This window comes from Ihubacter sp. rT4E-8, assembly GCF_049852125.1.
Taxonomy (GTDB): Bacteria; Bacillota; Clostridia; order Peptostreptococcales; family Anaerovoracaceae; genus Senimuribacter.
The window spans coordinates 2,121,921-2,141,509 of sequence record NZ_CP187532.1 but is presented as its reverse complement, the minus strand read 5'-3'; the positions used below and the strand labels follow the sequence as shown (position 1 = coordinate 2,141,509).

General features: G+C 46.1%; 16 protein-coding genes. 11 read left to right on the top strand and 5 right to left on the bottom strand.

All coding sequences use genetic code 11. The features are described 5' to 3' along the window. The first annotated feature begins 9 nt into the window (after window positions 1-9). From ACPW7J_RS10705 to ACPW7J_RS10695, 3 genes are all read left to right on the top strand, one after another. Window positions 10-597, top strand: coding sequence for a flavodoxin domain-containing protein (locus ACPW7J_RS10705; protein ID WP_161875207.1), 588 nt, complete (start codon window positions 10-12; stop codon window positions 595-597). 101 nt (window positions 598-698) lie between these two features. Next, window positions 699-1,172 carry a helix-turn-helix domain-containing protein gene (locus ACPW7J_RS10700; protein ID WP_161875206.1) on the top strand — a complete coding sequence of 158 codons (474 nt, stop codon included), beginning with the start codon at window positions 699-701 and terminating at the stop codon, window positions 1,170-1,172. Between the two features lies 1 nt (window position 1,173). Continuing rightward, window positions 1,174-1,497 (top strand): hypothetical protein, encoded by a 324-nt coding sequence (locus ACPW7J_RS10695; RefSeq protein ID WP_425755222.1) that lies wholly within the window; start codon window positions 1,174-1,176, stop codon window positions 1,495-1,497. Between the two features lie 217 nt (window positions 1,498-1,714). On the opposite strand, the gene ACPW7J_RS10690 is transcribed toward ACPW7J_RS10695, so the two are convergent. The 3 genes from ACPW7J_RS10690 to ACPW7J_RS10680 form a co-directional block, all read right to left on the bottom strand. Beyond that, entirely contained in the window at window positions 1,715-4,243 is a 2,529-nt protein-coding gene (locus ACPW7J_RS10690; protein ID WP_425755221.1) for a cation-translocating P-type ATPase, read from the bottom strand. A 305-nt stretch (window positions 4,244-4,548) separates the two neighbouring features. Next, window positions 4,549-5,625 carry a WG repeat-containing protein gene (locus ACPW7J_RS10685; RefSeq protein WP_161875203.1) on the bottom strand — a complete coding sequence of 359 codons (1,077 nt, stop codon included), beginning with the start codon at window positions 5,623-5,625 and terminating at the stop codon, window positions 4,549-4,551. A 29-nt stretch (window positions 5,626-5,654) separates the two neighbouring features. Next, the gene (locus ACPW7J_RS10680) at window positions 5,655-6,251 is read right to left on the bottom strand and encodes a hypothetical protein (protein WP_161875202.1); all 597 of its coding nucleotides are present in this window, start codon (window positions 6,249-6,251) and stop codon (window positions 5,655-5,657) included. 524 nt (window positions 6,252-6,775) lie between these two features. On the opposite strand from ACPW7J_RS10680, the gene ACPW7J_RS10675 reads away from it, so the two are divergent. Further along, window positions 6,776-8,848 carry a metallophosphoesterase family protein gene (locus tag ACPW7J_RS10675; protein ID WP_161875201.1) on the top strand — a complete coding sequence of 691 codons (2,073 nt, stop codon included), beginning with the start codon at window positions 6,776-6,778 and terminating at the stop codon, window positions 8,846-8,848. After that, entirely contained in the window at window positions 8,845-9,648 is an 804-nt protein-coding gene (locus tag ACPW7J_RS10670; protein WP_425755220.1) for an RNA-binding protein, read from the top strand. Before ACPW7J_RS10675 ends, ACPW7J_RS10670 begins: the two co-directional genes overlap by 4 nt. Window positions 9,649-9,743: 95 nt before the next feature. Here the strand turns inward: ACPW7J_RS10670 and ACPW7J_RS10665 are convergent, their stop codons facing one another. Continuing rightward, a complete protein-coding gene (locus ACPW7J_RS10665) occupies window positions 9,744-11,474 on the bottom strand; it encodes an AMP-binding protein (protein ID WP_425755219.1) in 1,731 nt (576 codons plus the stop codon). 148 nt (window positions 11,475-11,622) lie between these two features. Between ACPW7J_RS10665 and ACPW7J_RS10660 the strand changes: the two genes are divergently transcribed. Then, window positions 11,623-12,135 (top strand): DUF1836 domain-containing protein, encoded by a 513-nt coding sequence (locus ACPW7J_RS10660; RefSeq protein ID WP_161875198.1) that lies wholly within the window; start codon window positions 11,623-11,625, stop codon window positions 12,133-12,135. Window positions 12,136-12,171: 36 nt separating this feature from the next. Continuing rightward, window positions 12,172-13,725 (top strand): ABC-F family ATP-binding cassette domain-containing protein, encoded by a 1,554-nt coding sequence (locus tag ACPW7J_RS10655; RefSeq protein WP_425755218.1) that lies wholly within the window; start codon window positions 12,172-12,174, stop codon window positions 13,723-13,725. A 25-nt stretch (window positions 13,726-13,750) separates the two neighbouring features. Here ACPW7J_RS10655 and dinB read toward each other — a convergent pair whose 3' ends face one another. After that, on the bottom strand, window positions 13,751-14,953 hold the full coding sequence (dinB, locus tag ACPW7J_RS10650; RefSeq protein WP_161875196.1) for a DNA polymerase IV: 1,203 nt from the start codon (window positions 14,951-14,953) through the stop codon (window positions 13,751-13,753). Between the two features lie 202 nt (window positions 14,954-15,155). Between dinB and ACPW7J_RS10645 the strand changes: the two genes are divergently transcribed. The 4 genes from ACPW7J_RS10645 to ACPW7J_RS10630 all read left to right on the top strand — a co-directional run bounded on the left by ACPW7J_RS10645 (window position 15,156) and on the right by ACPW7J_RS10630 (window position 19,554). Beyond that, entirely contained in the window at window positions 15,156-15,542 is a 387-nt protein-coding gene (locus ACPW7J_RS10645) for a universal stress protein (RefSeq protein ID WP_425755217.1), read from the top strand. A gap of 498 nt (window positions 15,543-16,040) precedes the next feature. Then, a complete protein-coding gene (locus tag ACPW7J_RS10640) occupies window positions 16,041-16,766 on the top strand; it encodes a DUF308 domain-containing protein (protein WP_161875194.1) in 726 nt (241 codons plus the stop codon). 65 nt (window positions 16,767-16,831) lie between these two features. Continuing rightward, complete coding sequence (locus tag ACPW7J_RS10635; RefSeq protein WP_425755216.1) at window positions 16,832-17,971, top strand: aminoacetone oxidase family FAD-binding enzyme; 1,140 nt, start codon at window positions 16,832-16,834, stop codon at window positions 17,969-17,971. Further along, a complete protein-coding gene (locus tag ACPW7J_RS10630) occupies window positions 17,968-19,554 on the top strand; it encodes an NAD(P)/FAD-dependent oxidoreductase (RefSeq protein WP_425755215.1) in 1,587 nt (528 codons plus the stop codon). The genes ACPW7J_RS10635 and ACPW7J_RS10630 overlap by 4 nt, the downstream gene beginning before the upstream one ends. The last annotated feature ends 35 nt before the right edge of the window (window positions 19,555-19,589 follow it).

The window sequence follows — 19,589 nt, the reverse complement described above, 5'->3', positions numbered from 1 at the left end:
GAAAAAACGATGAAAAAAATTGCAGTTATCTATGCAGGAAAATATGGCACTACGGAACGGTACGCACGATGGATCGCAGAGGAAACCGGCGCGGAAGTGATCCCTGTGCGTGAAGTTTCCGCTGAAGAACTGGCAGATAGAGATATTATCATCTTCGGCGGAGCTATCCACGCCGGAACTATTATGGGGATTGGGACGCTGAAGAAGCTGTACCCCAAAATCGCGGAGAAAAAGATTCTGACCTTTGCCGTTGGTCTTAGTGTCAGTGATAAAGAGATTCAGGCTGAGTGCAGGGAGCTGAACTTTACAAAACAGTCCTCAGGCTTTAAACGCCTGTTGTCTGGCGGTAAACCGACGCGCATGACAGCGCGAGAAGAACAGTTCAGTCAGCTGCCATGCTGGTTTTTTCCCGGCGCTTATAATCCGTCCAGCATCAGCGGCGTGGATCGGAAGCTGATGGCCGTGGTTCGCAGGATGATCGAGGGCAAACGTCCAGATGAGATTACTTCATCCGAGCGTCAGCTGCTGGAGGCCATTGATCACGGCGTCGACTGCACAGACAGAGGGGCGATTCAGCCTTTGGTCGAGGCAATTTGAAGACCTCAGATTCAAAGAAACTCAAACGTTGCATTTGGAAGCCTAAACGATATAGACCAGTGGGACGATCTCAGGTATCATAGGAGCAGGAGGTTTAACGTATGCAAACAGGAAGTCAAATCGCCGAGGCCAGGCGGCGCAAAAACCTGACCCAGGAGCAGCTAGCCCAATTGATGCAGGTAACCCGTCAGACCGTGTCGCGCTGGGAAGCCGGCATTGCCTATCCTGAAATGGAGAAGATTGTCAGACTGGCGGATATCCTCGAAGTCAGCTGCGATGATCTGCTGAGGCCTGGCGTATCCTGCGATCCAAAAGTGTCCGCCGGAGGCCGCATGTCTTCGGAAGGGGAGCCGCGACTGGTGACACGGCTGCTTGCACAAGCCAGGAATAAACCGGTGCGTCTTCAGTTTTTTGATGATGCAGAGGATACGGATCTGTATGGAAAGACTTGTGTGATCACAGATTTCGACGGCGCGTGGGCTAAGGTGGAGTACAGATCCGGCAAGAAGATCCAGTGCAGGCTGGTGCTCCTGTCGTCTATCTGCTCCCTGACATTTGAGAAGGGAGGACAGTAATATGAAGACTCTTGCGTGGTGTTTAAGTATTGCAGCGTTTTTGTGGTGTATTTCTCTGTCGTCCAGACTTAAAAGGGTGGAAAGGATTCTGAAAGAGCCGGAGGTAAGACGGGAAGAAGCGTCCCTTGGTCAGATCCTGTCAAAAAACATCGGCAGCTGCGTAAAGCTGGAACTAGAGGATGATTGTGACTGCAATTTTGGCAATACCCAGTGCAGGATACTGGATACAGATGAGAAATGGGTTCTGGTCCGACAGGAGAAAAAAGGCTTAGAGGGCCTGATACGTATTAGACAGATCAAAGGATTAGAGTTTGTAGAAGAATAGGATATCATATAGCGAGTTGTTTCCAGAATGGAGACAACTCGTTTTATTTTACAGTAGAGATAGAAAATGTTTTCAGATTCGATCCAAAGGGAATCATGAATCCGGGCGCGCTGTTTGCTGTGGAAGAATAAGTCGTAGAAATATAGAAGCACCAAGAGGACTGAAACCCGTTAGACGGGTAATTCCAGTCCTCCTTCTGTGGAATCAAATAAAGAAATTATTTAATTCGAATAATCTTTACCAGCTGTATCACGATGGTCGGCAGCAGGGCGAGAATGCAGATCCAGCCGATCTGCGTTCTGGTCAGGGCAGCGATGCCGAAAGCGCTTGCAAAGAGCGGAACCAGAAGAATGACCGATAGAAGCACGGCGCCCAGTACAAAAGCACCGATGACGTATATGTTGGTCAGAAGTCCCAGACGAAAAATGGACTGGTCTCCTCGGGAATTGAAGCCGTGCCACAGCCGGGCCAAACATAAAGTGCCGAAGGCCATTGTGGAGGCTGTCAGCGCATCTGTTTGCAGTCCCATATAGAAAGCGGCGATGGTGGCCGCGCCGATGAGCAGACCCTGATAAGTCACCTGACGGAGTGTTGCTTTTGTCAGAACAGATTCACCACGAGGGCGGGGCTTGTCGTGCATCAAAGCAGTATTCAGCGGTTCCATGCTGATCGCCAGGGCCGGCAGGCTGTCGGTAATCAGATTGATGAACAGCAGTTGAACAGCGGTAAACGGCGCCGGTAAAGCCATCAGGGACGCGTACAGGACGGTCAGGATGCCTGCAGCATTGCCGGACAGCAGAAATTTGATGGCGTTTTTAATATTGGCATAGATGTTTCGGCCGTTGAGTACGGATTTAATGATGGTGGCAAAGTTGTCGTCGGTCAGGATCATGGATGCCGCGTCCTTTGCTACTTCTGTACCGGTGATGCCCATGGCAACGCCTACATCCGCCTGCTTCAGAGCAGGTGCGTCGTTGACGCCGTCACCAGTCATGGCTACGATGCTGCCGCGAGCCTGCCACGCGTTGACAATACGGATCTTGTTGTCCGGACTGACACGGGCGTAGACGCTGATATGCGGCAGCTTTTTTTCCAGCTCCGTATCGTCCATAGCGTCCAGCTCTGTACCGGTGACTGCCAGGTCGTCTTCCTTCATGATACCGATACGTTTTGCGATTGCTGACGCTGTGATCTTGTGGTCGCCGGTGATCATGACAGCTTTGATGCCTGCGCTCATGCAATCTGCTACTGCCTGAGCGGATTCCTCCCTCGGCGGATCCATCTCTGCTATCAACCCCAGGTATTCCAGATCGTTTTCGTCGTCGAAGGTGAGCTCTTTTTCTGCCGGCAAAGTCTTTCTTGCGAAGGCCAGTACGCGGAGACCCTGGTTTGACAGGTCAAAGTTTGTCTGCCGGATTTTTTCCTTCTCGTCGTCGGTCAGATCTTTTGTCCGGCTGAGAATCACGTCCAGAGCGCCTTTGGTATAGGCGATATAGCTGCCGTCGATGCAGTGCAGCGTAGTCATCAGTTTTCTGTCGGAGTCAAAAGGCAGTTCAGACAGCCGGGGCAGAGATTTTTTGATCGATGTATAGTCCTCTCGAACGGCCGTATAATAATCTGCCAAAGCCGTTTCCGTCGGATCTCCCTTTGTTTCGCCGTCAGCGATTACGGCGTCGTTGCACAGAGCAGAAGCCTGCAGCAGCGCGTCTAAATCGTTATCATCACAGACTACTTTTTCCACGGTCATTTTGTTTTGGGTCAGCGTACCGGTTTTATCGGAACAGATGACGGATACGCAGCCTAATCCTTCCACAGCAGACAGCTGTTTAATGATGGCGTTCTGATCTGCCATACGAGAGGTACCGATGGCCAGAGAGATGGTGATGATGGATGACAGGGCTTCTGGTATGGCGGCTACAGCCAAAGCTACAGCAAAGAGCAGGGAATCGGCAAAGGGCATGCCGCGGTACAGGCTTAGAACAAAGACCAGAGCACAGACGGCAATGATGGCGATGGAGAGCTTTTTGCTGAAGTTATCCATGGTGATCTGTAGCGGAGTTTTACGTTCTGCTGTTTGATTCATCAGATCGGCGATTTTGCCCATCTCTGTGGACTGGCCAACGCCTGTGATGACGGCAAGGCCGCGTCCGTAAGTGACCAGAGATCCTGAAAAAACCATGTTGATCTGATCGCCCAGGGCTACGCTGTCTTCTGACAAAATGCCGGCATTTTTTTCTACCGGCTCGGATTCGCCGGTCAGAGAGCTTTCGTTGAGTTTTAGAGAGTGACTTTCCAAAACGCGTCCGTCGCCGGGCACGATGTCGCCGGCTTCCAGACGAATGACGTCCCCGCAGACCAGCTCGGCCGCATTGATCTCCAGATTTTCACCGTCCCTGATGACCTTGGCTATGGGGGCGGACAGGCTTTTCAGGCTTTCCAAAGATTTTTCAGCTTTGATATACTGGATTGTGCCTAAAATGGCGTTTAAAACCAGGACGGCCAAAATAACCGCGGCGCTTTCTGTATTGCCGGTGGCCATGGAGATGGCTGCGGCGATGATAAGGATGATGACGAGAAGATCCTTGAACTGCTCCAGAAAGACCTGCAGCATGCTTTTTTTCTTTTTTTCCTGCAGCCTGTTTTCGCCGAATGTCCGACGGTTCTCAGCTGCTTGCCTTTCAGTCAGGCCAGTGGGCGTTGCATGAAACTTATCCATGACAGACGAGACGTCCTTGTTGTAAAACATATAAATACCTCCTGCTTATGTGATTAGTATGCCCGAAAGTCACAAAAAAGAGACTTCCAAGGCAGCAATTTTGTTCTGCCTTAAAAGTCTCGCTATTTCAAGTAAACGCGGATTACGACTTGATTCAGACGCAATCGTATTGACGCATGTTACTGCAGCCTGTCGTTTTGACTGCCAGCTACTCCCCTTTAAAGGTGTTTCCTGATGTGATTCACATTATGACATATGACTGGGAAATGTGCAAGGAAAGGAAGGGTTATTTTACATAAATTTAACAAAGGGATACACCCAGAATATCGGATCAATTATTGTGTAAATCCAGCGAAATCGTATTCGCAAGGAATTATAATTTCACCTTTATCATTAATTACGCCCCACATACCATCTGTAGATTTCACCGAGGCAAATCCGTTTTCAAACGAACCTATTATCTCGTATAACGGGTCAATGATCATTTTTCCATTTCCATCGACAGCGCCCCAGAGCCCATCCTTTTTAACGGGATACAGGTTATATGAATTGGCGGCAAGATCTTCAGCGTCTATATATGTGGACTGCTGCAATTTATCGTTTACAAACATCCATCGATTTTTTTCTTTGCAAATGATTTTTCCGTCTAAGCTGATGACGATCGTATCCATATGATCCAGCAGAAGCTTTCCGGTTTTCAGGTCGATCAGCCGGCATTTAGAACTGCCGTTTTTCTTATAGGCAAGCGCCGCCGTTTTTTCTGTCAGAAAAACGGGATCCGTTATGGCTTTTCCGTTCCAATGTACTTTCAGCAGTCTTTGATCTAATACTTCAGGCTTTGACTCTTTTGTGTTACGAATATAAAAGGCGTCCTCATATAATCGGTCGCAGGAATAAAACGGCCCCTTTAGTTTGTTTCCTTTTTTGTCGATGATGAACATTTCTTCGTCTTCTTTGACAATAGCCTTGCCGTTTTTAAACTCGCCGGCCCATTGGAAAGGACCCTCTATTTTTGTCAGACCTGCCCTGCTTATATATTGCCATTGATTGTCTTTTTCTACAGGAGCCAGATCATTATGAAAGTTGCCGCATGCGTCGTATTCAGCCGCGATGTGTTCTTCCAACGCGCCGTTTAGATATCCCCATTTATCATCTTCAGAATATCTGTAATAACCGTCGTGTGCCTGGTCGATATAGTCGTATTCGGGCGTACTGATTTTTTTGTTTTCAAGATCCACAAAATGATATTTGCTGTTTTCGCTTACAATGCAAATTTGCTGACCGTCATATTCATTAGGATATATAATGTGGCGTATTATGGGAAACAGCACCAGCGGAATAAGAGCAAGCATTATCAATCTTTTTAAATAAACCTTCCGCATTTGACTTCTTTCTTGCGTATTCGTCTGCATCTTTGTCACCTCGCTTTATGTTCAACTTACTATTTCACTGTTTTGGGATGAATTTCAAGAATCCTTAAATAGCTGCGCGAATCATTACACTTTTGCAAAGTTAGATATATTTCTGGAAACTCACTTCCCAGAGATGCAATATAAGGATCATGGTAGATGGCTTCATTGCTGAAGCTCGGAACTATGAGATTGTATGTGCCGTTTTGTAAGGCAACCTGTTGGATGTACTGGATAAAATCGTTCCAATGTTTTTTTTGCGTGATATCAGTAACGGGGTCAATATCAGATACAAATTTTTTGTATATTTGTAAATTGGCATTGTCACGTATGTCATCTTCAAATTTACCTAAACAAAAGTAATCGATCCAGGAGTTTATCATGCTTTTTTCTACACAATGTTGAAAAGCGCTTAAATAGATTTTTTTTGGATGATTTACGGCATAATATATATGTCCATTTTGATTAAATGTTTCAACTACTGTGAAAACTTTTTGCAGCTTACTTTTAGAAAGAGGGTCTGCAGCCGTGTTATATAAGTTTACACAAAGTGATGAATCTCCCAGAATGAGTTTGGCGAGGTTTGCACGTGTAAGTGCATCTTGCAGCGCTAAGCTGCTTCTGATCATTTGAATTTTCTTTTTCATGGTCTGTTTACAAAGGTTCCTATAGAAGGTCTTGATATTGGTCCAGCGGTTGTACTTACTTTGATGTTTTTAACTAGTATACGAATTGACTTTTCTGAACCAGTATACATCGTTTTATCATCAACAAGTGTTCTGAACACATCGGAATCACTCCCTTCGGTTAAATCCAAATGAATCGGTTAGCAATAAATAGATTTTTCTGAAACTTTAATTTTATTTTAGCATGTAGTTTAGCATATGTCAATTAAATATTTAGATAAATTTTATAGATTATATTTTTAATATTTTTATAATAATCTTGTATATTTATAATATGATCGGTAAAAATTTTGATAAAATTAACAATTCTTAGGTGATTTTAATGATGACATTTTTATAATTAATCCACGAAAGCTTGACCATTTGTTTGGCTTTTCTTGAAATCTGACATTGTTTTTTGTATGAGATTTGTTTAAAATGAAATGATAGAGAGGTTGAATAATACAATCGAGAAGAAGGAATCCGGTATGAATATAGTGGAAATGGTAGAGGAACTGTTTCGGAACGTACCATATTCGGCACCGGCACAGGAAGCGAAAAAGCGGATTACTTCAGCGCTTACAAGAGAGTATGATATGCTGATAGAGGACCGAACGCCTATACGTGCCATGGGCAAATTGTTGGAACTGTACGGCGCTTTGGAGGATGGCGCGGCCCTTGCAGGATATGACGCAGAGGCAGTGAACTCATGGAAAATGGATGAAGCGGCGTTGAGAAAAGAGGATGTGAAAAGGGCATTTCGAAAAACTCGGTATTGCGTATATTTGGGTTGTCTTTGCGCCGCATTGGCAATTTCCGATATCGTCGGACTGGTTCTATATCGGAATCCGTCAATCCTTCTTCTGCTTCTTTTGCATGGGGCTATTGCCTGGTGGGCGCTGCGAAAAGCGGAAAAATCGGGAAAGGCGTACTGCTATGGGAAGTGCGTTTTGACGCCGGATGGAATGGACTATTTCAAGATGATGGCGGACCGCTATCGCAAGAGAAATCTAAATGGAATTGTCCTTTGCCTGTCTGTCATAGTATATTTTGCATTTACCTTGTATTCCGCGGCGTCCGGAGCACATTACAAGATATCAGAGCTGCAGGAAATGATTTATGGAAACGGACTTATTTATCAACTGCCGGTTTATATCTGTCTGAAGAATTTTTTCTGCAGTCGATATGCTGAGAGATGTTTTGATGAAGGGAGTCGCCGGGGGTACAGAATGCATCTAAAAGCAGCTGCGGCGATTTCTATGGGATACTGGCTGTTGGTTTTGCTGCTTCTTTGGATTTTGCAAAATCATATAACGTATACTGTGAATTATTTTATGGCGGCGCTGACCTTATTTTTGATCATGCTGCTCGTTTATGATTTAACACTGAGGAGAGCTGTTGTCACAAATAATATTACGCTGAACAAAAAGCGTCTGGCGGCATTTTCACTGATCCTCTGCCTGACTTTTTCCTATCATTTTCTGCGTATGGATTCGTGGGTGATTCAGCCGTATATCTCTCGTGTTTCTGCTGTGGAGCACAGAGATAATCAGATTCAATATCATGAGGACACAGGTGTGTATACTATTACGGCAGAAGGAAAGGATTTTCGTATTCTGCAGCTAACTGACATTCACCTGGGGGGAAGCGCTTTTTCAGCCTCTAAAGATTTGAAAGCATTGAAAGCGGTTCACCGGTTGATAGAATACACAAAGCCGGATTTGGTAGTGGTAACGGGAGATATGGTATTTCCTGTAGGCGTCATATCTTTTTCTCTGAATAATTACACGCCGGTCATGCAGTTCGGATCGTTTATGAGAAATATCGGCGTGCCGTGGGCGTTTGTTTATGGCAATCACGATACAGAAAGCTATGCCAGTAGTTCTGCGGAGGACTTGAATGAATTATATCAGTCCATGTCTTACCGGAGTACACAAAATCTGTTGTATCCATATATTCAGCCGGATATCACAGGGAGAAACAATCAGGTGATTGAAATCAGAAATAGGGATGGAAGTCTGAATCAGGCGCTGTTTCTGTTGGATTCTAACGCTTATACAGGAGAGGGATTGAATACGTATGATTATATTCACGATGATCAGGTGGCATGGTATGAAAAACAGGTGAAACGTCTGTCGGAGGAGGAAGGCCATACCATATCTTCTTTGGCGTTTTTTCATATGCCGCTGCAGGAATATAAAGAAGCCTACGCGCTTTATGAAAAAAGCAGCAGCAAAGTGCAGTATCACTTTGGCGTTATTGGGGAGACGATGATTGATAAAATTTGCTGTTCGGACCATCCGAGCAGTTTCTTTGACCGGGCGGAGATGCTGGGCAGTACAAAGGGCATGTTCTGTGGTCACGATCATTATAACAATCTGTCTGTGACCTACAGAGGAATTCAACTGACTTACGGTATGAGCATCGATTATCTGGCGATGCCGGACATCGCGGAGGACACGGCACAGCGGGGCGGTACGTTAATCACGCTGGATAAGGACTCGAAATTTAAAGTAAAACAAGTAAAACTTACGAATATTGAAAGGGCAGAGAAAAAATGAGAGAGGATGATATCCTTTTAGGACAAATTGAGGATAAAATTGCGCAATGTGAGAATAAGTATATCGTTACGCATACAGGCTTTCTGGACGGTCACCAGCAGTCTGTGGCGCGAATATTTTGCGGAAAGAATCACATAGAGATTTTTGATGCTGAAGCGGAAAGCGCCGCTGTTAACGCGGGGAGATTGCCTGCTTGCCGGACACGCTTTTACGGCGGTTATGATGAAGCGGAGAGGGTCGTTTTGGTAAATTTACCGGATTACGCGTTTTTGGAGGATGAAAATCCGTTGACCGTAATCAGAGCGACAGTAGCTTCTGGCGGAAGGTCTTTAACCCATCGGGATTATCTGGGATCACTGGTGGGTCTGGGGATCAAAAGAGATCTGTTGGGGGATATTCTGGTACGCCCCGATGGCGCGGATATTATCGTGCTTGCTGATATTGCGGATTTCCTTTTGACACATTATTGCAAAGCGGGGAGGATGCCTCTTTCGTTAGAGCAGGTTCCTATATCTGCGCTTATGATACCGGAGCCGGAGCGAAAAACAGTAACGGATACAGTAGCCTCTCTGCGCCTTGACAGCGTGGTAGCATCGGCCTTTGGACTGCCTAGAAGCAAAGCTGCTGACGCGATAAAAAGCGGCATTGTTTTTGTCAATCATGTGGAGGCTTTAAAGGCTGACAGAATGATCAGTGAAGGAGATCAGATTACCTTGCGGGGCAGGGGAAAGGCGCGGCTAATTCAGGTGGGAGGACGATCCAGAAAGGACAGGGTTTATATTACTATCGAACGATATTAGGGCTGCGTTGCCCGCTAAAAGCCGGCGTGGATTGATAGAGAACACAAGGGACTGTTCTCCAGTCCCTTGCGTTATAAGTATATTGCAGTTGTTTTCTACATCTTTTTCACTTCTTCGTGACGCTTTACCTTACCGGTGGTTGTTTTGATCATCGGCTGATCTGTGACGATGACACGCAGCATGTGTTTGTAAACTGGTAATTCATCGTTAATCGCATCGATGTCTTTCTTGATAATCTGTTCGATTTCGGCCGCGTCGGAGGTACCGTAAGCTTCTTTCATGTAATCCGGTTTGTAGACAATTTTTGCGCACAGGGCGAGATCTTTTTGATCGCCGTCATGATGCTTTGGCTGACCAAAGACCATGGTTTCCTCCACATATGGCAGATTACTGATGAGGATTTCCAATTCTTCTGGATAGACATTTTTGCCGTTTTTCAGGACGATAACATTTTTCTTACGGCCGCAGATGAAGATATACCCGTCTTTATCCAGATAAGCGAGATCTCCGGTATGAAGCCAGCCGTCTGCAAGAACCGCGGCAGTTTCTTCTTCGTTTTCATAGTAGCCGCTCATAATATTTGGACCGCGAGCGATCAACTCGCCGATGCCTTCTTCGTTAGGCTGGTCTATGGCTAATTCTATACCGGGCATGGAAAGACCAATAGATCCGGTTTTATGCTGCCAGGTATTTTCAGCTGCAAGTACCGGGGAGGCTTCTGTCATGCCATAGCCCTGTACCGCGGTGATACCGAAGTTGTTGAAACCTTCTAATGCTTCTGGATCGATAGCAGAAGCGCCGCTGATGACATAGCGCAGATTGCCGCCCAGCTGATCCAGGATTTCCTTGAATAATTTGCGGCGTACGTCAATACCGACTTTTAACAGAGCCTTTGAAAGTTTCAACCCGAAAGCGACTTTCTTTTCCAGACCTTGTTTCTTTACCGTTACCATAATTTTTTTGTAGATGGACTCGATGAGCAGAGGAACGCAGACAAAAAGAGACACTTTGTATTCCACGATATTTTTCTGTAGGTATTTCAGGCCGTCGCAGTAGGTTGTGGTAACGCCGGCCGCCAACATAACCACCTGTCCTGTAGAGCCGAAAGTATGATGATATGGCAGGAACGCCATATTGATATCACCGTGACGAATATCCTGTACCTTCAGCATGGCATAAACGTTGGAAGTGATGTTGTACTGAGACAGCTGCACCGCTTTAGCCTGGGATGTAGTGCCGGAGGTGAATAAGAGGATGGTCGTCGCTTTCCCGTCAATTGGAAGATGCAAATAGTCATGAAAACCTTCGGCCATGGCGCTGCGGCCTTTTTCCATCAAAACAGAAATATCCTCATAGCCTTCTAATGGGTTCATGGCGATAAAATCAGTAACATGGGTGCTGTTTTTTTCCTGTAGGGTTTTGACCAGGTCTAAATGGGCATTGTCAAAGACCAATACGTCAGCGCGGCTTCTTTGTAAAGAGGATTCCAGTTCGTCCAGCGGAAGCCCTTTGTCGAGAGGAACGCTGACGCCAAGTCCGCAGAGCGTGGCAAAGTATGTCAGCATCCATTCGTAACAGTTTTTTCCAATAATAGCGATTCTTTTACCGGCGAAACCTTTTTGCAGCAGGGCTGTGCCTAAGAAATTTACATGGTCGCGGAAATTCTCAAATTTAATATGTTCATAGGAGATATTCTTACCCTGCTTATGTTTGATGATGAAAGCGTCGTCGCCTCGATAGGCATCAGCGCCGTAGTTGATCAATGCACGAAAATCCTGATGCATGACGGAGTCAAATACAGGCTTTAATTCTTTTACTCTGTTCACTTTTACTTCTCCTCAAAAATATTTACACATAGTTATTAAAACTATACTACATCATGAACAACACTTTGTCAACGGTTGACATGGACTTTTTTATGTGGTATTCTTCATATATGTAAATGCCAAATAGTGAGATGAGAAAGGAAAAGCCATGACTAGAAGCAAAGGACTGGAACAATTCAAACTACCTAGATGGGAGGAGCTTCCTTCTATCGATTTATATTTGGATCAGGTGCTTTCCCTTCTGGAAGAATGGCTTGGTCCATATCTCACCTTCGATGGCAAGAGGATTATGACGAAAACAATGATTAACAATTATGTCAAACAGAAGTTTATCGCGCCGCCGGTCAATAAAAAATATGACAGGACGGCAGTAGCCTCTCTCTTTGTCATTGCCATTTTAAAGCCAGTTTATACTATCGAGGAGATTTCTAGGCTGATTCGTCTGTCGCTGCGTACCAGCGAGAAGGAGACTGCTTATAATCAGTTCTGCATGCTCATAGAGGAGGCCGTAGGTCACGCTTTTTTGGGTACGACCATGGAGAAGGCTGAGGATCCGGAGGACCCGAGATATCTCTTTTGGAACGTCTGCAATTCCTTTGCGTGCCAGCTTTACGTGAGGAATATCTACTTGCAGTCCCACCCCAAACATGATAAAATTTAATCCAGTATGCACTTTAATTGTAAAGGAGTAACATAGATGAGCGTTTTAACAGTAGAAAAGGTGTCTCACGGATTCGGCGGCAGGCAGATTCTGGAAGACGCTTCTTTTCGTTTGAACAAAGGAGAACATGTCGGTCTTGTGGGCGCCAATGGCGAAGGAAAGACCACATTTTTAAATATTATTACCGGAAATCTCATGCCGGATGCAGGCACGGTCAGCTGGTGCAATCACATTACCACAGGGTATCTGGATCAGCGGACGACCTTAACTCAGGGAAAAACTATCCGGGAGGTTTTGCGGGAAGCTTTCAGCGAATATTTTGAGATGGAACAGGAGATGCTGGCGGCATACGACAAGATGGCGACAGCTTCAGATGATGAAATGAACCGCCTTATGGAGGACGCGGCGGAAATTCAGGACATTCTGGAACACAGCGGATTTTACACCATCGATGCCAGAATTGAAGAATTTGCCGGCGGCCTTGGGCTTGCCGACATTGGACTTGACAAGGACGTGTCGGAGCTTTCCGGCGGACAGCGTTCCAAGGTGCTTTTAACAAAGCTGCTTTTGCAGAATCCGATGATATTGATTTTGGACGAGCCGACCAACTATTTGGATGAGAACCACATTATCTGGCTGACTCGGTTTCTGCAGAATTATGAGAACGCGTTTATTTTGGTATCCCACGATATCCCGTTTTTAAACGACGTGGTCAACGTAATCTATCATGTGGAGGACGCGGTATTGACCCGCTATACCGGCAACTACGATGATTTTATGCATATGTACGATATTAAGCGGGCGCAGCTGGAACAGGCGTATAAGAAGCAGCAGAAGGAAATTGCTGATTTGGAAGATTTCATCGCCAGAAATAAGGCGCGGATCGCCACGACCAATATGGCGAAATCTCGTCAGAAGAAGCTGGACAAGATGGAAAAGATTGAATTGACCAGGGAAAAGCCCAAGCCTACTTTCCGGTTTGATTATTCCCGCGCGCCGGGCAAATACGTCATCGAAGCGGAAAATCTGGTGCTGGGCTATGATGACGCGCTGACAAAGCCTCTGACGTTCCATGTGGAGCGAGGCAAGAAGATTGCCATCAAAGGAGTCAACGGTCTGGGAAAGTCTACGCTGCTGAAAACCATGCTGGGTATCATTCCAGCCTTTGACGGCCAGGTGAAACTGGATTACTATGCGGAGCCTGCCTATTTTGAGCAGGAACACGACGGCAGCGACAAGACGGCGCTGCAGGATTTCTGGGACGAGTTTCCGGCTTTGGATAACGGCGAGGTTCGCCGGGCGCTGGCAAAGTGCGGCCTGACCAATGAGCATATCGAAAGTCAGGTACGGGTGCTGTCGGGCGGCGAGAATGCTAAATTCCGTCTCTGCAAGCTGATGCAAAGACCGATGAATCTGCTTGTATTAGACGAACCGACCAACCATCTTGATCCGGTAGCCAAGGATGTGCTCAAAGAAGCGATTCGTGATTTTAAGGGTACAGTGATTCTGGTCAGCCACGAACCAGAATTCTATCAGGATATCGTCACCGACGTCTGGAATATCGAGGACTGGACCTGCAAGTTAATCTAAAGGAGAGTCAGGGCTTTTGTTCTATTTATAAGTCGATGCCCAAGTCGTTGTCTAAAATGCTGCCAAAGGTCACCGCGTTATCTCCAAACTTTTTCCTGATATCGTCCATAGTTCGCTCCATGGATTCTTTCTTTTGGCGACTGTCTGCATCAGTATCAAAGAGCGATAATTGCTCTGCTTCCGTTTCATCTGCCAAATTGATGGCAGTGATGGTTAACAGCCGGATTGGATCAGAGAGCCGCCAGGAGCGTTGAATGATTTCCATACTGGCGGCGCAGATTTCTGAAGTCAGTTGTGTAGCTGCGGGTAGTTGTTTTTGCCGGGAAATGGTTTTGAATCCAGGGTCCTTAATATCGACCTTAACACCCCACGCTTTCATCTGGTATTTTCGCAAACGGCTGGCAACTGTGTCTGATAGGCTGGTGACAGCCGTTAGAATATCGTTGAGGCCGGTTAGATTCCGGCGAAAGGTGATGCCATTGCCTACGGATTTAATCTTTTCACGTTGATTGTACAGCGCGACTGGGCTTTCATCAAGGCCGTTGGCATAGTCATGGAGCAATGGACCTTGTTTTCCCAACAGGGACTTTAGGACTGTGGGATTTGCCTGGGCTAAATCTCCAATGGTGGAGATACCTAAGGTGGATAGTTTTTCCGCAGTGGCCCAACCGACAAAGAACATTTCTCCGACAGGTTTGTTCCAAAGCAGAGCCTTGTAGTTTTCACGGGTAATCTCTGTAGTCGCGTCAGGTTTTTTGTATTCGCTTCCCATTTTAGCAAAGATTTTGTTATAGGATACGCCGACGGAAAGGGTAAGGCCTAATTCTGTTTTGATTCGCGTGCGAATGGCGTCCGCGATTTCCTTACCGCAGCCAAAGAGCCGCTGGCTTGCTGTTACATCCAGCCAGGATTCATCAATGCTGAAAGGTTCTACCATGTCAGTGTATTGTTGATATATCTCGTTGATGCGCCGGCTGAAATCCCGGTATTTGTCATGATGAGGGCGTACAAACTGCAGACCGGGGCATTTTTTCTTTGCCTGCCAGACTGTTTCAGCCGTGACTACGCCGGCAGCTTTTGCCAGATGATTTTTTGCCAGAATAATACCATGACGTCCATTTGGATCACCGCAGACTGCAACTGGCAGATTCTTCAGATCAGGCCGTTCTAATAGCTCTACAGAAGCATAGAAGTTGTTCATATCACAATGTAAGATAACTCTGTCCATGACTATATTTTAACACATCTTTTAAAAGTATCAAATAACAATCACAATTTCAGATCATTTTTGTGGTATAATGAACGCGAACGATTGAAACGGCGTTGCCGCAAGGAAGCGTTCATTGAATCATGACTTGCGATTCTAAATTCAGAGGAATCGTCATGGTATAATGATAGGGCAAATAAATGTGGAAGGGGTGTGTAGGATTATGAAGCACATCATGGTATGTGTAACAGGACAGAAGACTTGCCAGCGTCTGATCGACTATGGCAGTAAAATGAAAGAAAATACGGACGACAAGCTCTTTGTTATTCATGTCGCGCCGGAGAATTACAGATTTTTAGGACATGACCAGGAAGGGGAGGCTTTGGAATTTCTCTACCAAAAGGCCAGAGACGCCGGCGCTGAATTGACGGTAGAGCGATCAGGCGATGTGATGGCTACCCTGGTCAGACTGGTAGATAAACATGAGATCGATCAGGTGATTGTCGGAGAATCAGGCGAAATTGACAGCAATCTGAGTTTTTTGGGACGTTTGCAGAAGAATTTGGGAGGACGTGCCTATCTGACGGTTGTACCAAAGGAGAGTGTGTAAAATCAAGGGCTATGCTGGAATTTTCGCGCAGTTTTTTTATTCTTTTTTGCTTATTGTTGCGTTGCGGTTGTAAAATACGCAGCTTTCTGTGATTTTTTTAGTCCGCGGTGCGCAGCGAGAAAAAGCACGGTGGACAAAAGTGCAATATATGGAATTTAATGCCAAATATTTACTAAAAATAAGATCTTAGCTCTAGAAGTACGCAACATTTGTGGAAAAAGATTATAGATAGCTGCACGTTTTAGGTGGCGCGCGCAACTTTTTGAGAAAAAGAGGTAAATAGCTGCGGATTTCGGTGAGCAAACGCAGTTTTTTAAAAAAATAGCGGGAATTTTGCGCGCATACGGTTATCAAAGGATAAGAAGAATTGTGTGTGTCTTTCAGAGACCTTTACGCGATTGACTGCGTCACACTGGCAGTTTCTTGACTTTTACTGTGCTGTTCAGTATAATAAAAAGCAATACTTATGATACATAGAAAAAATTGGAGGTAGAGAAAGTGAGAATATTAACCATTGCAGGGGGCATACTGCTTACCATACTGGGTGTGTTCTCCGTTGCGAATGCTGGTCTGTCTTTCATCTCACTGGCCTTTCCTATAGGAGCTGTTTTTATCATTGTCGGCATGGTAGAATGTTTTGCGTATAAGCGCACCATAGAGGATGAGGAAAACAGACATTGGATTTTGATTGAAGGGTTGACGACCTTTGTTCTGGGCATTGTAGTGTTAACCGGACAGTTGGCGGCGGATATTGCTGTGCCGGTGGTCTTTGGTTTATGGAGTATGATTTCCGGCATTCGTGGCTTTGTTATATTAACTCAGGTACAGGATACACAGGAGAAAGATATCGACTTTTACTGGATGGTTTGCGTCAGCGGACTGAATCTCATAGCGGGCGTTTACACTTTCTTCAATTCTATGCTGCTGAATTTGTCTGTTCTGATGATGCTGGGTATTATCTTTGTCATTCAGGGGGCGAATACGGTGAAGATCGGTGCGGATATCACATATAATAAACCGGATTTGATCAAGACGAAGGATGAGAAGATTGCTGACGCGCAGGCGGCCGCGCAGGAGGCGCATAAGGAAGCGAAGAAGGCCATTAAGAAGGCCAGAAAGGCGCGCAGAGCGGTAAAGGCTGCAGAGGAGGCAATGGTGGTTGAGGATATTATCAATCAGCCTATCGGCGAAACGGCTGAATCTGAGGAAAGTCAGGAAGCGTAGAGGATGATACGGGATTTCTCCATAGGGGAAGTCCTGTTTTTTTAGACAGAGAGGGACGTTTAACAATGACAGATATTTGTATCATCGGCGGAGGAGCTGCCGGTATGACGGCGGCTATATGCGCCAAAAGAGAGAACCCCGCAAGGGAAGTTTTAATTTTGGAGAAAAAGAATCAGCTGGGGAAGAAGATTTTAGCCACAGGTAATGGCAAATGTAATTTATCTAATACGTCCTGTGAGGGAAGCCTTAAAGTATTGGATTTTTTTGAAAGCATAGGCGTTTTAACACGAACTGACAGCGCAGGGCGAATCTATCCCTATACTGAGGAGGCGCGTGCGGTACAAAGCGCTTTGGTTTCTCAAATACAGCTGTTGGGCATTAGAGTAGATACCTGCGCTGAGGTCATTTGCGTAGAAAAGCAGCGAGATGGATTTCGGATTTCTTTGGCTAACAGAGAGCTGTATGCGAAGAAAGTATTGATTGCCTGTGGGGGTAAAGCAGGACCGGCAAATGGAAGCACCGGAGACGGATTTCGCTTTGCTCGCGCTATGGGGCATAAGGTGGAGAAATTGATTCCTGTCTTAACCGCGGTGGAGGTGAAGGAGGACACGGAACGGATGGATGGTATTCGGGCCAAGGCCGCAGTCAGCCTGTTCTTCCAGAAACGGAAGGTTTTTACGGAGGTGGGTGAGGTGCAGTTTACCAGAAACGGCATTTCAGGGATCTGTGTTTTCAATTTGTCGAGATACCTTTTGATTCCTAAAGGGAGCAGCCTTGCAAACGGTTTTGACGATTACAGAATTGAAGTTGACTTTTTTCCAGAATTTGAAATCGATGATCTTGAAAAGCTGCTTATTAAGAGACAAGGTGACGGATTTGATGGTGAACGGCTGCTGCAGTTTCTGGTACGCGGACCGATTGCAAACAGGATCATTGAATTATCAAAGGGCGATATGAAAACCACAGTAAAGCTGCTGAAAGCATTTCCATTAACTCCATCAGGCGTACGAGGTTGGGATTTTGCACAGGTTACAAAGGGAGGCGTCTGCATGGATGAGGTAGATGATCAGACATGTCAGTCTCGCTTGACGGACGGTCTTTTCTTTGCGGGCGAGGTTTTAGATTATGACGGACCGTGCGGCGGATACAACTTGCAGCATGCCTGGGAAACGGGTATGCGCGCGGGAAGGGAGATGGCGAAATGAAGAAGCGCTACAGGATGCAGCAGATTAAGGTCAATGTGGGAGCAACGCAAAATGATCTGGCGAAAAAAATCCTGAAAAGGATAGGAAATCGTGATTTAATATTGACAGATATGGAAATTATCAGAGAGTCCATAGATGCACGTGATAAAAAGGATATTAAATTGGTTTACACGGTGGATTTTTGCGCGGTAACGCGTCAGAGACCAAAGGACTGCGTGCGCTTGCCGGTGGGTACGAAACTAGGCTTGACGGAAGCGCCGGATATGACTTATAAGGACGCCGCCAGCGGCAGTGAGAGGCTGGAGCATAGGCCTGTCGTTATTGGATTCGGCCCTTGCGGCATGTTTTGCAGCCTGATTTTGGCGAGGAGAGGCTATCGTCCTTTGGTCATTGAGAGAGGCGGCTGTATAGAAGATCGCGTGCGGGATGTGGAGAAATTTTGGAAAGAAGGCGTCCTCAATACGGAATCTAATGTTCAGTTCGGCGAAGGCGGCGCAGGAACTTTTTCCGATGGTAAGCTGACTACAGGGATCAAGGACAGTCGTATTCGCAAGGTATTGGAGGAATTTGTAAAAGCCGGGGCAAACGCGGATATTTTATATAAGCAGAAGCCTCATATCGGTACGGATGTTTTGCGGTCTGTTGTAAAGAATATTCGTCAGGAAATCATTCGCTGCGGCGGTGAGATAAGGTTCAACACAAGGTTTGTTGAATTGAAAACCGGACAGAAGCATGTTAAATCCATAGTAGTTGAAACCAACGGTCAGCGTGAAGAAATTCTTACTGAAAATGTGGTGCTGGCTATTGGACATAGCGCCAGGGATACGTTTCGATATTTGTTGGAGAGAGGCGTTAAGATGCAGCAAAAGCCATTCTCTATCGGCGTGCGGATTGAACACCCTCAGGCTCTGATTGATCATGGGCAGTATGGAGGAACGAAGGGACTTCCGCCGGCCGATTATAAGTTGTCTCATCATTGCGCTGACGGGCGCGGCGTGTATACCTTTTGCATGTGTCCCGGAGGCGAGGTTATCATCGCGTCCTCACAGGAAGGAGGCGTAGTAACCAACGGCATGAGTAATCGGGCAAGAAATAGTGGAACGGCTAACAGCGGTTTGCTGGTTGACGTGCGGTGCGAAGATTTTTCATCGCCGCATCCTCTGGCCGGTGTGGAATTTCAGGAGAGATACGAAAGACTAGCTTATGAAAACGGCGGCTGTACATACCGGGCGCCACAGACTACTTGGGGAGCGTTTCGGGATGATTCAGAAAATGCTCAACCGGTTATTCGCTCACTGCCGGCCTTTGCGGTGGAGTGCATGCGAGAAGCTATTCCTGTTCTCGGTAGGAAGTTAGAGGGATTTGACGATCCATCAGCGGTAATGACGGCGGTAGAAACCAGGAGTTCTTCGCCGGTGCGGTTTGCTCGAAATGAACAGATGGAAGGAACCTTCGGAGGATTTTATCCAGCGGGGGAGGGCACAGGCTATGCGGGAGGCATCATGAGCGCTGCCTGCGACGGTATTAAAGTAGCGGAAAGAATTATTAGCAAATATATACCGTATCATGATAATAAAGATTGACAAGAATATTGGTGTAGGGGTATAATATGATGATC

What these genes read in the sequence shown, in the direction of transcription:
- ACPW7J_RS10700 (WP_161875206.1), top strand. Translation starts at nt 699, where the DNA reads ATGCAAACAGGAAGTCAAATCGCCGAGGCCAGGCGGCGCAAAAACCTG.
- ACPW7J_RS10685 (WP_161875203.1), bottom strand. Translation starts at nt 5,625, where the DNA reads ATGCAGACGAATACGCAAGAAAGAAGTCAAATGCGGAAGGTTTATTTA.
- ACPW7J_RS10630 (WP_425755215.1), top strand. Translation starts at nt 17,968, where the DNA reads ATGAAGAAGCGCTACAGGATGCAGCAGATTAAGGTCAATGTGGGAGCA.
- ACPW7J_RS10645 (WP_425755217.1), top strand. Translation starts at nt 15,156, where the DNA reads ATGAAGCACATCATGGTATGTGTAACAGGACAGAAGACTTGCCAGCGT.
- dinB (WP_161875196.1), bottom strand. Translation starts at nt 14,953, where the DNA reads ATGGACAGAGTTATCTTACATTGTGATATGAACAACTTCTATGCTTCT.
- ACPW7J_RS10680 (WP_161875202.1), bottom strand. Translation starts at nt 6,251, where the DNA reads ATGATCAGAAGCAGCTTAGCGCTGCAAGATGCACTTACACGTGCAAAC.
- ACPW7J_RS10690 (WP_425755221.1), bottom strand. Translation starts at nt 4,243, where the DNA reads ATGTTTTACAACAAGGACGTCTCGTCTGTCATGGATAAGTTTCATGCA.
- ACPW7J_RS10670 (WP_425755220.1), top strand. Translation starts at nt 8,845, where the DNA reads ATGAGAGAGGATGATATCCTTTTAGGACAAATTGAGGATAAAATTGCG.
- ACPW7J_RS10660 (WP_161875198.1), top strand. Translation starts at nt 11,623, where the DNA reads ATGACTAGAAGCAAAGGACTGGAACAATTCAAACTACCTAGATGGGAG.
- ACPW7J_RS10705 (WP_161875207.1), top strand. Translation starts at nt 10, where the DNA reads ATGAAAAAAATTGCAGTTATCTATGCAGGAAAATATGGCACTACGGAA.
- ACPW7J_RS10675 (WP_161875201.1), top strand. Translation starts at nt 6,776, where the DNA reads ATGAATATAGTGGAAATGGTAGAGGAACTGTTTCGGAACGTACCATAT.
- ACPW7J_RS10695 (WP_425755222.1), top strand. Translation starts at nt 1,174, where the DNA reads ATGAAGACTCTTGCGTGGTGTTTAAGTATTGCAGCGTTTTTGTGGTGT.
- ACPW7J_RS10635 (WP_425755216.1), top strand. Translation starts at nt 16,832, where the DNA reads ATGACAGATATTTGTATCATCGGCGGAGGAGCTGCCGGTATGACGGCG.
- ACPW7J_RS10655 (WP_425755218.1), top strand. Translation starts at nt 12,172, where the DNA reads ATGAGCGTTTTAACAGTAGAAAAGGTGTCTCACGGATTCGGCGGCAGG.